General features: G+C 70.5%; 13 protein-coding genes and 1 riboswitch. Of the genes, 3 read left to right on the top strand and 10 right to left on the bottom strand.

The annotated features are described in order from the left end of the window. Positions 1-4: 4 nt before the first annotated feature. The 4 genes from LH076_RS00625 to LH076_RS00610 form a co-directional block, all read right to left on the bottom strand. On the bottom strand, positions 5-1,585 hold the full coding sequence (locus tag LH076_RS00625) for an ABC transporter permease (RefSeq protein WP_227782042.1): 1,581 nt from the start codon (positions 1,583-1,585) through the stop codon (positions 5-7). Positions 1,586-1,595: 10 nt separating this feature from the next. After that, complete coding sequence (locus LH076_RS00620) at positions 1,596-2,648, bottom strand: thiamine ABC transporter substrate binding subunit (RefSeq protein ID WP_227782041.1); 1,053 nt, start codon at positions 2,646-2,648, stop codon at positions 1,596-1,598. Beyond that, positions 2,639-2,745: riboswitch (TPP riboswitch) on the bottom strand. Its footprint overlaps the gene before it by 10 nt. Positions 2,746-2,751: 6 nt before the next feature. Beyond that, a complete protein-coding gene (locus LH076_RS00615; protein WP_227782040.1) occupies positions 2,752-3,819 on the bottom strand; it encodes an MBL fold metallo-hydrolase in 1,068 nt (355 codons plus the stop codon). A gap of 138 nt (positions 3,820-3,957) precedes the next feature. Continuing rightward, positions 3,958-5,013, bottom strand: a complete 1,056-nt coding sequence (locus tag LH076_RS00610; protein WP_227782039.1) for a PLP-dependent cysteine synthase family protein — start codon at positions 5,011-5,013, stop codon at positions 3,958-3,960. 22 nt (positions 5,014-5,035) lie between these two features. Here LH076_RS00610 and mqo point away from each other — a divergent pair, with 22 nt between their 5' ends. Continuing rightward, positions 5,036-6,499, top strand: a complete 1,464-nt coding sequence (gene mqo, locus LH076_RS00605; RefSeq protein ID WP_227782038.1) for a malate dehydrogenase (quinone) — start codon at positions 5,036-5,038, stop codon at positions 6,497-6,499. A gap of 66 nt (positions 6,500-6,565) precedes the next feature. Beyond that, positions 6,566-7,012 carry a DUF2231 domain-containing protein gene (locus LH076_RS00600; RefSeq protein WP_227782037.1) on the top strand — a complete coding sequence of 149 codons (447 nt, stop codon included), beginning with the start codon at positions 6,566-6,568 and terminating at the stop codon, positions 7,010-7,012. A gap of 90 nt (positions 7,013-7,102) precedes the next feature. Here the strand turns inward: LH076_RS00600 and LH076_RS00595 are convergent, their stop codons facing one another. The 6 genes from LH076_RS00595 to LH076_RS00570 all read right to left on the bottom strand — a co-directional run bounded on the left by LH076_RS00595 (position 7,103) and on the right by LH076_RS00570 (position 13,399). After that, entirely contained in the window at positions 7,103-8,032 is a 930-nt protein-coding gene (locus LH076_RS00595; protein WP_227782036.1) for an aldo/keto reductase, read from the bottom strand. Between the two features lie 53 nt (positions 8,033-8,085). Then, positions 8,086-9,711, bottom strand: a complete 1,626-nt coding sequence (locus LH076_RS00590; RefSeq protein ID WP_227782035.1) for a PucR family transcriptional regulator — start codon at positions 9,709-9,711, stop codon at positions 8,086-8,088. Positions 9,712-9,743: 32 nt separating this feature from the next. Next, positions 9,744-10,868 (bottom strand): o-succinylbenzoate synthase, encoded by a 1,125-nt coding sequence (gene menC, locus LH076_RS00585; protein WP_227782034.1) that lies wholly within the window; start codon positions 10,866-10,868, stop codon positions 9,744-9,746. Continuing rightward, positions 10,865-11,698 carry a GNAT family N-acetyltransferase gene (locus LH076_RS00580; protein WP_227782033.1) on the bottom strand — a complete coding sequence of 278 codons (834 nt, stop codon included), beginning with the start codon at positions 11,696-11,698 and terminating at the stop codon, positions 10,865-10,867. Before LH076_RS00580 ends, menC begins: the two co-directional genes overlap by 4 nt. Beyond that, positions 11,689-12,825, bottom strand: coding sequence for a M20 family metallopeptidase (locus LH076_RS00575; RefSeq protein WP_227782032.1), 1,137 nt, complete (start codon positions 12,823-12,825; stop codon positions 11,689-11,691). Before LH076_RS00575 ends, LH076_RS00580 begins: the two co-directional genes overlap by 10 nt. 97 nt (positions 12,826-12,922) lie before the next feature. After that, on the bottom strand, positions 12,923-13,399 hold the full coding sequence (locus LH076_RS00570) for a GNAT family N-acetyltransferase (protein WP_227782031.1): 477 nt from the start codon (positions 13,397-13,399) through the stop codon (positions 12,923-12,925). Between the two features lie 71 nt (positions 13,400-13,470). Between LH076_RS00570 and LH076_RS00565 the strand changes: the two genes are divergently transcribed. After that, positions 13,471-14,415: a GGDEF domain-containing protein gene (locus LH076_RS00565; protein ID WP_227782030.1), complete on the top strand. Its 945-nt coding sequence runs from the start codon at positions 13,471-13,473 to the stop codon at positions 14,413-14,415. The last annotated feature ends 12 nt before the right edge of the window (positions 14,416-14,427 follow it).

Genomic DNA, 14,427 nt, shown 5'->3' with positions numbered 1-14,427 from the left:
CACCCTACCGCCGTGTCGTTCGGGGCGCGCGGCTCGCCAGCTCGCCGGCGAGCAGGACGAGGGTGGTGATCGCGGCGAGCACGACCGAGGCGGCAAGGGCCCCTCCGAGGTTGTCCGCGCCGGGGTGGCTCAGCAACCGGTAGATCAGGACCGGCAGGGTGAGGTGGTCCTCGCGGGCGAGGAAGCTGGTGGCCCCGAACTCACCGAGGGAGACCGCCGCAGCGAGGCCCGCGGCGCCGAGGAGCGCGCCCCTGATCGCCGGCAGGTCGATCTCTCGCAGGACCCTGCCCGGACCGGCGCCGAGGGTGGCAGCGGCGTCACGCAGGAGCGGGTCGATCCCGCTCCAGACCGGCACGAGCGTGCGCACGACGAGCGGGAGCGCGACGAGTGCCTGGGCGAGCGGGACGAGCCACGGGCTGTCACGGAAGCTGCCCAGCGTCAGGAGGAAGCCGAAGCCGAGCGTCACGGCCGAGACGCCGAGCGGCAGCATGAAGACACCGTCCAGGAGGCGACGTACGCGCGCCTCGAGCGGCGAGGCGGAGGGCCGGCTGACGAGGAACGCGACCAGCGTCCCGAACCCCAGCGCGATCGCGGTGGCGATGACCGCCGTGAGGAGGCTGTTGCCGACGGCGTCGCCGGCCACGGTGCCCAGGTGTCGGTAGTTGAGGAGGGTCCATGCGCCCTCGCGCCGGAGGGAGCCGGCCACGAGGGTGGCGATCGGGAGCAGGATCGCGGCGGCCACGGCCGCGGTCGTGAGCAACGCCGGTACGTCGGTGCGGGTGAGGTGGCGGGGCTGGGCGGTGCTCCGCTCGGTCGGGACCGAGCGCTGCACACGGCCCGCCACGAGGAGCAGGACGATCACGACGACGAGTTGGAGCAGCGACAGGGCGGCCGCGCCCTGCAGGTCGAGCAGGTTGGTGGTGAGGAGGTAGATCTCCGTCTCCACCGACGAGTAGCGGAGGCCGCCGAGCATGAGCACGACACCGAAGGCCGTGGCGCAGAAGAGGAAGACGACGGCGGCCGAGCCGGCGATCGCGGGCCGGAGGGTCGGGAGCGTGACACGGGTGAAGACCTGCCACGGACTCGCGCCCAGCACCGTCGCCGACTCGGCCGGCTCGGGGTCGAGCCCCTCCCAGACGAGCCCGACGGTGCGGACGACCATCGGCACGTTGAAGAAGACCAGCCCGGCGATGATCGCCGCCGCGGAGTGGTCCAGGCCCAGGCTGCCCAGGAGCCCGCCGGACGTGGTGAGCTGGCGGAACGCGATGCCGACCACGACGGTCGGCATGACGAACGGCGCGAGTACCAAGGCCCTCACGACCCGACTGCCGGGCCACCGGAGCCGGTAGAGGACCGACGCCGCCGGCACGCCGAGGACGACGGCGATCGCCGTCGCGACCGTGCTCGACCACAGGGTGAACCAGAGGACCCGGTGGACCCGCGGGCGCTGCAGGACGTCGAGGACCGGCGCGAGGCCGCCGTCGAAGCCGCGCGACACCATCCCGCTCACCGGGAGGACGAAGAGGACGCCCAGAACGGCGAGCGGGACGGCGGCGAGCGCGACCAGCGCACTGAGTCGTCTCATGGGAGGCGCCTCATTGCGAGGTGACGTCACTCCACTGCTGCAACCAGGTGTCGCGGTTCTTGTCGATGTCGGACGGGAAGAGCGTCCAGGGCTTCGTCGGCCGCTTGGCGAACTTCGCCCAGTCGGCCGGCAGCGGCGTGTTCGGCACGACGGGGAAGACGTACATCGCGTCGGGGAGCGCCTTCTGCACCTCGGGACTCAGCAGGAAGTCGACGAACGCCTGGGCGCCGGCCGGGTTCTTCGCGTGGGCGAGGACGCCGGCATATTCGATCTGGGTGAAGCACGTGCCGAGCAGCGCCTGCGTCGACGTCTTCCCGTCCTTGACGGTGAAGGCCGGGCTCGAGTCGTAGCTGAGCACGATCGGGCGCTTGCCGTTGCCGCCCCCGGCGGTGAAGTCGACCTCGTAGGCGTCCGACCAGCCCTGCGTGATCTCGGCACCGTTGGCCATGAGCGCCTTCCAGTACGCCGGCCAGTCGTCGCCCTTCGCGGCGATCGTGGTCAGCAGGAACGCCAGGCCGGGACTCGAGGTGGCCGCACCGGGCAGGACCGTGAGGTCCTTGTACGCCGGCTTGGTCAGGTCGTCCAGGGTGACCGGCGGCGCGACCTTGTGCGCCGCGAACCAGTCGGTGTCGATGTTGAGGCAGACGTTGCCGGTGTCGATCGGGGTGAGCTTCGATCCCGAGTCGTCCGGAAGGTCGAACTGGCTCAGGCCGTCGGGCAGGTCCGCCGGCGTGTAGTCGGCGAAGACGCCGTTCTTCAGGGCGCGCGAGCCGAAGGTGTTGTCGACGCCGAAGGCGACGTCACCGAGCGGGGCGTCCTTGGTGAGCACCAGCTTGTTGGTGAGCTGGCCGGCGTCGCCGTTGGAGAGGACCTTGAGCGTGTAGCCCGACTCCTTCTCGAACTCCGCCTGGAGCTCCTTGGGGAGCGCGAACGAGTCGTGCGTGACGACGGTGACCGTCGTGGGCTTGTCGCCCGTCGACGTACTGTCGCTGCTGCCGCAGGCAGCGAGTGCGGGAATGAGGGACAGTGCGGCTGCCGCCGCGGAAATGGCGCGCAAGAACATCTGCGACTCCCTTCGCCGGTACTAACCGGTGCAGGTTCGGAGGGTCTGCGGACTACCGCACTCTCAGCCCTTGACGCGGGCTCCCCTGTCTGACCTGCTGAGGCTAGCGCAGCGCGGAGAAGGTGACGCCGTCGGGCGTCAGAGTGCGAGACGCCTGGCCGCGGGCGACGAGGAGCTCGAGGTGGGCCTTGGTCTCCATCACGGCGAGGGCGCCGTTGAAGACGTCGAGCTGGGAGAACCGGTGCTCGTGGCGGGTCCAGGGCAGGTCACCGGCGACGTCGAGCGACGTCTTCGGCGCGCTGCCCTCGAGGGACCGCAGGCACAGGTCCAGACGCTCCTCGTGGTGGGCGAGGAGCTCGTCGATGCGGGCGTAGGTCGACGGCGCGATCGGGCCGTGCGCCGGCAGCAGCCGCAGGTCGGGCAGCTGGCGCACCCGGGTGAGCGAGTCCATGAAGTCACGCAGCGGCTGGTCGACGACCGCCGGCTCGAAACCGATCGAGGGCGTGATCGTCGGCAGCACGTGGTCCCCCGCGAAGAGCAGGCCGGCGGACTGGTCGGCGAAGACGAAGTGCCCCTGCGTGTGGCCCGGCGTGTGTACGGCGTCGAGGACCCGCTCGCCCACGGCGATCTGCTGGTCACCGGTCAGCCAGGTGTCGGGATAGCGGTGGGACCGGTCGTCGCGGCCGTCGTCGGCGTCGAACGTCTCGAACTCGGCGGCGATGTCGTGTGCGCCGGCGGCGCGCAGCTGGTCGATCATGTTCGGTCCGGTCGCGTCTTCGGGCTCGAAGAGCATGTCCATGGTCGGCTTCTCGCCGATGCCGAGCGTCACCTCGGCGCCGAACTCCGTGCCGAGCGTCGCCGCCAGGGAGTAGTGGTCGCGGTGCACGTGGGTGACCAGGAAACGACGGATGTCGCCGAAGCCCCTGCCGATCTGCTTCAGCCCAGCCTCGAGTGCGGCGCGACCCTCCGTGATCGCCCAGCCACCGTCGACCAGCGTGAGTCCCTCCTCGCTCTCGAGGACGTAGACGTTGACCGCCCGCAGCCCGTCCATCGGCAGCGGGAGCGGGATCCGGTGGAGGCCGGGGGCGACCTCCCATGCGCCGGGTGCGCTCCAGTGCTCACCGGAGTCGGGCGAGATCGCCTTGCTGGTCGAGACGGCGGGATCGGACATGCGGCTCATGCTGCCGTAACCCGGGGTGAAGGTCGTCCACCCCCCCACCGGTGGACGACCTTCGGGGATGGAACGGAGCTCCGCAGATCCCATGACGCGGAACGGCGAAAATGGGGTGCGGCTGGTCTGGACCAGCTGTCAGACGCGTGGGATTGCGACGCGCGGGTCGATGCCCTGCTGGGCGAGCCAGGCGTCGTCGTAGTACGAGGTCGCATAGCGTTCGCCGCCGTCGCAGAGCAGCGTCACGACGCTGCCCGTCTCCCCTGCAGCGATCATCCGCTCGATGACCGTCATGGCTGCCCAGACGTTGGTGCCCGTCGACGGGCCGACCGGGCGACCGAGCTGCTCGGAGACCCAGCGCATCGTCGCCACCGAGGCGCCGTCGGGGACGCGGAGCATGTCATCGACGACACCGCCGACGAAGGACGGCTCGATCCGCGGACGGCCGATGCCCTCGATCCGCGAGCCCGGCCCGGTCGCGTCCGAGGTGTCGGCCGCCCAGCCGTCGAGGAACGCCGAGCCCTCGGGGTCGGCGACCATCAGTTTGGTCGAGTGCCGGCAGTAGTGGAGGTAGCGACCGATGGTGGCCGACGTACCGCCGGTGCCGGCCGAGACCACTATCCACGCCGGGATCGGGTGCTCCTCGGCGGCCATCTGGCTGAAGATCGATTCGGCGATGTTGTTGTTGCCCCGCCAGTCGGTGGCCCGCTCGGCGTAGGTGAACTGGTCCATGTAGTGGCCGCCCGTCGAGGCGGCGATGCGCCGGGCCTCGTCGTAGACCTGACCTGCGGAGTCGACGAACGCGCAGGTGCCGCCGTACCACTCGATGAGCTTGATCTTGGCCGGGCTGGTGGAGCGCGGCATGACCGCGACGAAGGGCAGGCCGATCAACCGGGCGAAATAGGCCTCGGAGACGGCGGTCGATCCCGAGGAGGCCTCCACGACGGTGGATCCGGAGTGCAGCCAGCCGTTGCACAGCGCATAGAGGAAGAGCGAGCGCGCGAGCCGGTGCTTCAGCGATCCCGTCGGGTGCACCGACTCGTCCTTGAGGTAGAGCGCGATGCCGGCCTCGGCCACGGCGGGCGGCAGCGGGAAGAGGTGAAGGTGGGTGTCGGCGCTGCGGTTGGAGTCGGCCTCGACCCGGCGAACCGCCTCGTCGATCCACGCTCGATGGGCGGATGTGAGGATCGGCATGGGCGCATCTTAGGATTCACCCATGCCCTCTTCCTCTCCGAAGGACATCGTGCTGGTCGGCGGCGGCATCATGAGCGCCACACTCGGCACCCTGCTGCAGCAGCTCGAGCCGACGTGGAACATCCGCATCCTCGAGCGCCTCGACGTCCTCGCCGAGGAGTCGTCGGGCCCGTGGAACAACGCCGGAACCGGGCACTCCGCGCTCTGCGAGCTCAACTACACCCCGGAGCGGGCGGACGGCACGATCGACATCTCCAAGGCGGTCGTGGTCAACGAGCAGTTCCAGCTCACCCGGCAACTGTGGGCCTTCCTCGTCGAGAACGGCGACATCCCGGAGCCGGCGTCGTTCATCCGCACGACTCCGCACATGTCCTTCGTCTGGGGCGCCGACAACGTCGACTACCTGCGCCGCCGCTACGAGGCGCTCAAGGACCACCCGCTCTTCGCCGGCATGGAGTTCAGCGAGGACTACGACGTCATCAAGCGCTGGGCCCCGCTGCTGGTCGAGGGCCGCGACCGGAGCGACGTCATTGCGGCGACCTTCCACCCGGCCGGCACGGACGTCGACTTCGGCACGCTGACCAACACGCTGGTCCAGAACCTGGTCGCCAAGGGCGCCACGCTCGAGTTCGGTGCCGACGTCCGACTCGTCCACCGCACGATGGACGGCACCTGGCACGTGATGGGCAAGAACCACCACACCAAGCAGAAGTTCCACTACACGGCCGACTTCGTCTTCGTCGGCGCCGGCGGCCGCGCGCTGCCCCTGCTGCAGAAGTCCCGCATCCGCGAGATCAAGGGCTTCGGCGGCTTCCCGGTCTCCGGTCAGTTCATCCGGAGCTCGAAGCCCGAGCTCGTCTCGCGGCACCTTGCGAAGGCCTACGGCAAGGCACCCGTCGGCGCGCCGCCGTTCTCGGTGCCGCACCTCGACGCCCGCGTGATCGGCGGCACCGGCCACCTGCTCTTCGGCCCGTACGCCGGCTGGACGCCCAAGTTCCTCAAGAAGGGCTCGTGGCTCGACCTCTTCCGGTCGATCAAGGGGGACAACCTGCCGTCCTACCTCAAGGTCGCCGTGCACAACGTGCCGCTGACGATCTACCTGATCAAGACGATCTTCCAGAGCGGCTCCAGCAAGTTCGGCGATCTCCGCGAGTTCTTCCCCGACGCCAAGCCGGCCGACTGGGAGAAGGTGATCGCCGGCCAGCGCGTGCAGGTGATCCGCCCCGACGGCACCCTGCAGTTCGGCACCGAGATCATCGTCGGCGACCAGGGCACGATCGCCGGTCTCCTCGGCGCCTCGCCCGGTGCCTCCACGGCCACGCCGATCATGCTCGACATCCTCGCGCGGTGCTTCCCGGATCAGGCCCAGACCTGGGCGCCGAAGCTGGCCGAGATCGTGCCGACGTACGGCACGAAGCTGGGCGACGACGCGGAGCTCGCCGCCGCCACGCTCGAGCGCACCGCGAAGACCCTGCAGATCTCCTGACCTGCGCGGCCCATCGGGGCCCGATGTACTCAGGCAACCGTCAGGTTGAAAGATCATGCTGACCGCATGTTCGACACCATCGATGGTCTGCCCGTGCACCCGCTCGTCGTGCACGCGGTCGTCGTGCTGCTCCCCCTCGCCGTGCTGGGCACGGTCGCGGTGGTGCTCAAGCCGTCGTGGCGACTCCGCTACGGCTGGCTCCTGGTCGCGTGTACGGCGGTCGCGACCGCCCTTGTCCCCGTGGCGACCTCCAGCGGCGAGGCCTTCGAGAAGCACGTCGGCGACCCCGGCCGCCACGCGGAGCTCGGCGACCAGCTGATCTGGTTCGCCGTTCCGCTACTGGTGCTCGTCGTGGCGCTGGTGCTGGTCTCGCGCAGCCGGTCGCTGTCGAAGGTGGTGACGACCGGCGTCGCCATGCTCGCGCTCATCGCCGCCGTCGGCACGGCGGTGCAGGTCTACCGCGTCGGTGAGTCCGGCGCGCGGGCCGCCTGGGCCGGCGCGGTCCAGAGCTGAGTCGCGCAAAGTGTCACCGTGACCGTTTGCGGTGCGGGTGACCCTTCGGAAGCGTCACCCACACCGCAAAGCATCACGGTGACCCTTTGGTCACGCGAGCGCAGCGAGCTCGGAGGCGCTGAGCTCGAGGGTCATGCTCGCCAGCAGGTCGGGGAGCTGCTCGGGGCGGCTCGCGCTGGCGATCGGGGCGACGACGGTCGGCTGCTGGCGCAGCCAGGCCAGGGCGACCGTTGTGACGGACTCGCCACGGGCGGCGGCGATCTCGCTGAGGGCCTCGAGCGCGGCGACGGCGTCGGGGTTGTCGAGGTACTTCGCCATGCCGCCGGCGCGCGGGGAGTCGGCGGGGGTGGCGCCGGGGCGGTACTTGCCGGTGAGGAATCCGGACGCGAGGGCGTAGTAGGGCAGGACGCCGAGGCCGTGACGCTCGGCGGCGTCGCACAGGCCGTTGGTCTCGAAGTCGCGCTCGATCAGGTTGTAGTGCGGCTGCAGCGCGACTGGCGCATGCAGGCCGTCGGCCTCGACGACGGCCATCCAGCCGTCGATCCGCTCGGGCGCCAGGTTCGAGATGGCGGAGTGACGGATCTTGCCCGCGTCGACGAGCTCGCTGAAGACGCCGGCGACCTCGGCGATCGGGACCTCGGTGTCGTCGAAGTGGGCGTAGTAGAGGTCGATGCGGTCGGTGCGCAGGCGCGCGAGCGAGTCGTCGACGGCGGCGCGGACGTTGTCCGGGCGCAGGCCCTGGCGGGCGGGGCGGCGGCTGACCTTGGTGGCGATGACGACCTCGTCGCGGCGGGCAGGGTCGCCCGCGAGCCACTCACCGATCATCGTCTCGGACTCACCGCCGGCGTGGCCCGGAACCCAGGCGGAGTAGGAGTCCGCGGTGTCGATGAAGTTGCCGCCTCCTTCTCGATAGGCGTCGAGGATCGCGAAGCTCGCCTGGCGGTCGGCGGTCCAGCCGAAGACGTTGCCGCCGAGGTTGAGGCCGGAGACCTCGAGGTCACTGCTGCCGATGCGGGTCATGTCCCCACGCTAACCGGAGCGTGTGTCCGCCTCGCGTCGGGGTCGAGCGTCACTCAGCGCGGTGCGAGCACGCGCAACTGGAGCATGGCGGCGAAGCGCTGCTCCGGGTCGGTGAGGTCCAGGCCGGTGATTGCCGTAATCCGACGAAGCCGGTAACGCAGGGTGTTCTGGTGGATGAAGAGGGCGCCGGCCGCCTTCGCGACATCTCCCTGGGCGTCGAGCCAGGCCTCGAGACTCTCCACGAGGCCACCGGCGCTGCGCTCGTCGTACTCGATCAGCGCAGCGACCGGACCGGTCAGCTTTTCGCCGCGGGAGGTCGCGAGGTCGCGGAGCTCGAGCAGGAGCGACTGGGTCTGGACATCGGCCAGGCGAGCAACCCGGGCAGAGAGGTGACCCTCGCGCAGCACCCGCAGGACCCGGTCAGCCACCGCACGGGAGTGGACGATGTCGCCGACCTGCGCCGAGGTGGGACCGACCGAGCCGACGGCGACGACGGCGGGGAGATTGGCGCCGACGCGCTCGCGGAAGTCCTCGCTGAGCCGCAGTGCCCGCTCCTCCGGATCACCGGCCCCGGAGGGGACCGGGACGAGGGCGTAGACCACGCCGCCGATGGGAGCGACGGCCGCCCCGGGGACGGTCGCCGTGAGGTGGACAGCCATCGCGTCGGCGAGGCGGTCGAGCTCGGCCGCTCGTTCGGTCACGCGCTCGTCGTCGGGTGGCAGCGAGGCTGCGAGCACGATGACGGCCCTGCCGCTCAGGCCCAGGCGGACCAGCGCATCGCTCGCGCCCGCTCCTCGCTCCAGCGCCGTGGAGACGAGGTCGGTCCGCAGTCGCCGCCGTACGTCGGCACCGGCCCGCACGCGTAACAGGTGCAGCGCGACCAGCTGTGCCGCCTCGGTCAGGGCGGCGGTGCGCTCGGGCGTGAGCTCGCCGTCCATCACGGCCCAGATGGAGCCCAGCACCTCGTCGCCGGCTCGCACGGCGATCGCGACCCGCTGCCGGGTGATCGCGTCGGTGTCCATTGACCTCGGGTCGATGACCACCGGCCGGTGCTGCCGATACAGCTCGCGGAAGACGCCGAGCTCGGTGAGGAGACGGGCGTAGCGCTCGGGCACCTGGCGACCGATGACGGTCTCGACGCGCGACGGGTCGGCCTCCTCCTGCCGGCCGGAGAAGGCGAGGACCCGCGAGTTGCGGTCCTCGATCGTGATGGGGGCGTCGAGCAGGGCCGCGACCGCGTTCGCGACGGCGAAGAGGTCGCCCGACGGCAGCCCGCCGAGCGACTCGTCATCGCCGGTCCCGAGGTCGTCGTACGCGAGCACCGAGCGGAGCAGCGCGGTGAGCTGTGCCCACGTCGCACCACGCCGCAGGCCGAGCACCGCCAGACCTGACGCGTCGGCCTGACGGCGTACGACGTCGGCGACCTCCATCGAGCGGACGACCACGCCCGCGACGCCGTGACCGGCCATCCGCGCGACGAAGTCGGCAAGTCCGTCGGCCGTGACGCCCACGCCCAGCGCAATGGCCTGGGGTGGGAAGGCAGGCTCGTCGACCGGGTCGTCGATGACGACCCCGCCGATCTCGCCCGGATGCTCCGGGTCACCGCAGAGCAGCTCGAGGAGCGTGTCGCCCAGGTCGTCGAGCACCCGGCCGAGGCTCGCCCGAGGTCGCTGGTTCACGGCTCGGAGCATACGGTGGCCGGGCTCCCTCCTCAGAGCTCGATGAACTCCACGCTCGTCGTGAACTCCTCGAGGATCTCGGGGATCGGCGTGACGCCGAGGCCGGGGCCGGTGGGCACCCGGATGTGCCCGTCCTCGAGGACGAACGGCTCGGTGATGTCGGTGTGGAAGAAGCGGCTCGAGGCCGAGACGTCACCGGGCAGCGTGAAGCCGGGGAGCGAGGCGAGCGCCATGTTGGCCGCACGACCGATGCCGGTCTCGAGCATGCCGCCGCACCAGACCGCGAGGCCGTGGGCCTGGGCGAGGTCGTGGATCTTCACCGACTCCAGGTAGCCGCCGACGCGACCGGGCTTGATGTTGATGATGCTGCAGGCCTCGAGCCGGATCGCGGCCGCCGCGGTCTGGGCCGAGACGATCGACTCGTCGAGGCAGATCGGCGTCTTCACGATCTTCGCGAGGTCGGCGTGCCCGACGACGTCCTCCTCCTCGAGCGGCTGCTCGATGAGGAGCAGGTCGAAGTCGTCGAGCTTGGCGAGGTGGCGGGCGTCGCGGAGCGTGTAGGCGGTGTTGGCGTCGACCTGCAGGAGGAGGTCGTCGCCGAAGCGCTCACGGACGGCGCGGACGGGCTCGATGTCCCAGCCCGGCTCGATCTTGAGCTTGATCCGGACGTAGCCCTCGGCGAGGTAGCCGCCGACGACGTCGAGCAGCTGCGGGATGGTGTCGAAGATGCCGACGCTCACGCCGCTCGGGACGGTCTCGCGGACACCGCCGAGCTCGCGGCCGAAGCTGCGGCCCTCGGCGCGCAGCTCGGCGTCGAGGATCGCCATCTCGAGGGCGGCCTTGGCCATCCGGTGGCCCTTGAACGGGTGTAGCAACTGGGTCACCGCGTGCGCGCCGTGCGCCCCGAGCGCGGCCTGACCGCGCTCGCCGGCCAGGGTCGGCAGGAACCAGTCCTTGAGCACGGCGGTCTCGCTGGCGAGCACCTCCGGGGAGTACGACGGCTCCGCCATCGCCACGCACTCGCCCCAGCCCTCGGCGTCGTCGGTGACGGCCTTGAGCAGCAGCACGTCGCGGTCGTTCTGGGTGCCGAAGGACGTCCGGAACGGGCCGACCAGCGGAATGCCGATCCGGCGCAGCTCGATGCCGCGAAGCTTCATTGCGTGTCTCCTGGGGTCTGGGTGTTCTGGGCGTTCTGGGTGGTCCGGGTGTTCTGGATGAGGTAGCCGCGCTCGCGGTCGAAGCCGACGACGGCGCCACCGGAGGCGAGCAGCGGCTGAAGGCCCTCACGGACGCGCAGCCGCCACTCGCGCGCGGCGTCCGGGTCGGTGAGGCGCAGCGCCTCGATGTCCTCCGGTACGCCGACGGCGACCGTGTCCACGCCCGCGACCGCGGCGGCGGGCGGGTCCACGAGGTCCCAGCGGATGAGGACCCGGTCGGACTCGTCGACGCCGTTGATCGTGTCGTTCATCGAGCCGTAGAAGTTGGCGAGGTACTCGACCGGGCGGGCGCCGAGCTTCTCGATGTTGAAGTAGGCGTTGCGCGCGACGAGCGGGTCGTAGGTCCACTCGATGGCGGTGACGCCGCGTTGCAGGGCCCAGACGCGCTGGTGCAGCTTGAGCGCGACGCCGAGCTTGCGGCCGATCAGCTCGGGCCGGACCCCAGCGATGTGGCTGTGCAGCGCACGCTTCTCGGGCTGCTCGTGGAAGCCGACGCAGCCGCCGACCATCTCGCCGTCGACGTACGCGGCGGCGACGTAGCTGCCGGCCTTGCTCAGGGCACGGAGCAGGTTGGTGTTCATCAGCGGCTCGGGGGCGCCCCAGATCTCGTCGAGGAGGTCGGAGAGCTCCGTGAGCTCATCGATCGTCTCGAGCTCGCGCAGGTCGCAGCCGGCGGCGGCGATCGCCTTGGCCGCTTCCGCCTCCGCCTCGGCCAGCACGGCGGCGTCGATCGCGACGGGTTCGGTCCCGGCGGCGTGGTTCAGAGGCATGCCGGCTCCTTGAGCAGGTCCTGGATGAGGCCGTGGAGCAGCTGGGTGCGGTCGACCAGGCGGTCGACGTACAGGTGCTCGGAGGTGGTGTGGGCGCCGCCGCCGACGGCGCCGAGGCCGTCGAGTGTCGGGATGCCGAGGCCCGCGGTGAAGTTGCCGTCGCTCGCTCCGCCGACCTGCGCGTGAGCCAGCGGCGGGAGGCCGAGCTTCTCGGCGACCGTGAGAGCCCTGGTGTAGAGCGGTGCGGCGAGCTCCTGCTCCAGCGGCGGCCGGTTGATGCCGCCCCTGATCTCCAGGGTCGCCCCGGGCAGGGCGGGCGTGAGCGCACGGATCGCCGTGTCGACCCGCTCCTGTTCGGCGGTCGTCCACGCGCGTACGTCGACGCTCAGCACAGCCGACCCCGGGACGGTGTTCGTCGTGGTGCCCGCCGAGATGACGGTGGGCGTCACCGACGTCCCGGCCGCCGGATCACCCAGGGAAGCGATCGCCAGCACCTGCTGGGAGATCTCGATCGTCGCGTTGACGCCCTTCTCCGGCTCGAGGCCGGCGTGGGCGGCACGACCGGTGACGACGACGTCGTACATCGAGGCGCCCTTGCGTGCGGTCTTGAGCGCGCCGCCGTCGGCGGACGCCTCGAGCACCAGTACGGCAGACGACTCCTGGGCGGTCTCCTCGATGAGGGCACGTGACGAGATCGAGCCGAGCTCCTCGTCACCCGTCACCAGGAGGGTCACCCCGTCCGTCGAGGCCAGGGCGGCGACGGCGTGGAAGGCCATCACGAGTCCGGCGAGCATGTCGAAGCAGCCGGGTCCGCGCAGGACACCGTCGGTGACGTCGTACGGCATCGTCTCCAGCGTCCCGAGGGGATGGACGGTGTCGTGGTGGCAGAGCACCAGTACGCGGCCTCCGGTGTCGCGGTCACGGCTGCCGAGGCGCCAGCGCAGGTGCGAGACACCGTCGACGGTGATCCGCTCCGGCTCGACACCGAGGTGCTTGGCTCCGAGCGAGGCCACGAGATCGGCCGAGCGGGCGACCGCGCCGAGGTCGGCCGACGGCGACTCGCACTCGATGAGCTGCCGCAGGTCGGCGAGCAGCCCATCGACGGTGAAGAGAGTCGGTGTGGTCATGGGGAACGACCCTAGGGCCGCAGCCGTCCCCTTCACGCTGTCGGTCTCACCAGATCAGCGTGTCTTCAGTTGTCCTGTTCGACAAGACCCACCTGGGTCAGAGCTCCTTGACCATCATCACGTTGTCGTGGCCGTCGCAGGTGAAGCGGCCGACCTCGACGTACCCCCGCTGACCGTGGAAGGCGAGCGAGCCGTGGTTGTCGTCGACGGCCTCGAGCGTCATCCGGCCGTGCGGCCTGGCGAGTGACTCGAGCTCCTCATAGGCCGCGCTCGCCAGCCCACGACGACGGAACTGCGGGTCGAGGGCGATCCGGTCGAGGTAGACGAAGTCGTCGTAGCGCTCCTTGAACCAGGCGAAGTTCGGCGACCAGTACGTCGACCCCGGCCCATAGACCACGACGAACCCGGCCACCTGCCCGTCGGCCACGATCACATCGAAGCGCTCCGCGATGGCGGCCTTGCGCCGAAGCTTCTCCTCGTCCATCGGGGCGAGCACCTCGACGTTCTCGAGGTTGATCCGGAGCACGGTCTCGAGCTCGCCGTGGTCCTCGAGGTTGATCGATCGCAGCAACATGGCCCCACGAGGCTAGCGGCGCAGTAAAGTCGTGCACGACCTCGGGCTCCCACCAGCGACCGGATCACCCCATGCCACGACTGCTTCCTCTCTCGCGCGAGACCCGCTCTCTGCCGCCGCTGACGGTGGCGTCCACGCTGATCTATTCCTTGGCGGCGCTCGCGTTGCTGATCGCGACCGTCTGGTACCAACCGGGCAAGAATCCGCGCTGGGTCCTGGGCTGTCTGGCCCTCGTGGCTGTGCTGTTCGCCGTCGGCACCTTCGCGCGCGGCCGGCGGTTCACCACGTCGGAGGCGACCGCACTGCTCGCGGTCTACCTCGGCGTGGTCGCCGCGCTGACCTGGACCAGCAACCTGGACCTCGCCGCCTTCGGCAACGGGCTCGCACTGCCGCTGCTGGGCATCTACACGAGCTGGCTGCTCCCCCGGCGCGCGGTGATCGTCTTCTACGCCGGCCTCGTCGCCTGGGTCGCAAGCGTGACCCACCGCGGCGACGACGTGCTGACGAGCATGGCGTTCATCATCGCGGCGGAGGCCGTGGTGATGTCCGAGGTGGTCCGCATCCTGGTGGTCAGGATCTCCCGCCTGATGTACACCGACTCCCTCACGGGTGCGCACAACCGCGCGGGCCTCATCAGGCGCGCGGACCGGCTGATCGACGTGGCCCGGCGCAGGGACGAGCCGATCAGCATCGCGCTGATCGACCTCGACGGACTTCGGGAGGTCAACAACGCAGGCGGCCACCGGGCCGGGGACGAACTGCTCACCCGCGCCACGCACGAGTGGCTCACCACCTTTGACGGCGATGTTGTGGGCAGGCTCGGAGGCGACGAGTTCGTCGTCGTCCTCGCCGGCCTCGATGAGTGCGCGGCCGCGCGCCGGCTGGCGGAGGCACGTGCCTCGGCGTCCGTGCCGTGGACGTGGGGCGTTGCGCAACTACGGCCCGAGGACACCCTCGCCACCCTGCTGGACCGGGCCGACCTACGGATGTACGAGGGCAAGTCCGGCCGCCTCTGAGGAACCCGGATC

The sequence above is a fragment of the Nocardioides sp. Kera G14 genome (assembly GCF_020715565.1).
Taxonomy (GTDB): Bacteria; Actinomycetota; Actinomycetes; order Propionibacteriales; family Nocardioidaceae; genus Nocardioides.
Note: the sequence above shows the minus strand (reverse complement) of the source record. Positions and strands in the feature narration are given on the sequence as shown.

What these genes read in the sequence shown, in the direction of transcription:
- LH076_RS00625 (WP_227782042.1), bottom strand. Translation starts at nt 1,585, where the DNA reads ATGAGACGACTCAGTGCGCTGGTCGCGCTCGCCGCCGTCCCGCTCGCC.
- LH076_RS00620 (WP_227782041.1), bottom strand. Translation starts at nt 2,648, where the DNA reads ATGTTCTTGCGCGCCATTTCCGCGGCGGCAGCCGCACTGTCCCTCATT.
- LH076_RS00615 (WP_227782040.1), bottom strand. Translation starts at nt 3,819, where the DNA reads ATGTCCGATCCCGCCGTCTCGACCAGCAAGGCGATCTCGCCCGACTCC.
- LH076_RS00610 (WP_227782039.1), bottom strand. Translation starts at nt 5,013, where the DNA reads ATGCCGATCCTCACATCCGCCCATCGAGCGTGGATCGACGAGGCGGTT.
- mqo (WP_227782038.1), top strand. Translation starts at nt 5,036, where the DNA reads ATGCCCTCTTCCTCTCCGAAGGACATCGTGCTGGTCGGCGGCGGCATC.
- LH076_RS00600 (WP_227782037.1), top strand. Translation starts at nt 6,566, where the DNA reads ATGTTCGACACCATCGATGGTCTGCCCGTGCACCCGCTCGTCGTGCAC.
- LH076_RS00595 (WP_227782036.1), bottom strand. Translation starts at nt 8,032, where the DNA reads ATGACCCGCATCGGCAGCAGTGACCTCGAGGTCTCCGGCCTCAACCTC.
- menC (WP_227782034.1), bottom strand. Translation starts at nt 10,868, where the DNA reads ATGAAGCTTCGCGGCATCGAGCTGCGCCGGATCGGCATTCCGCTGGTC.
- LH076_RS00580 (WP_227782033.1), bottom strand. Translation starts at nt 11,698, where the DNA reads ATGCCTCTGAACCACGCCGCCGGGACCGAACCCGTCGCGATCGACGCC.
- LH076_RS00575 (WP_227782032.1), bottom strand. Translation starts at nt 12,825, where the DNA reads ATGACCACACCGACTCTCTTCACCGTCGATGGGCTGCTCGCCGACCTG.
- LH076_RS00570 (WP_227782031.1), bottom strand. Translation starts at nt 13,399, where the DNA reads ATGTTGCTGCGATCGATCAACCTCGAGGACCACGGCGAGCTCGAGACC.
- LH076_RS00565 (WP_227782030.1), top strand. Translation starts at nt 13,471, where the DNA reads ATGCCACGACTGCTTCCTCTCTCGCGCGAGACCCGCTCTCTGCCGCCG.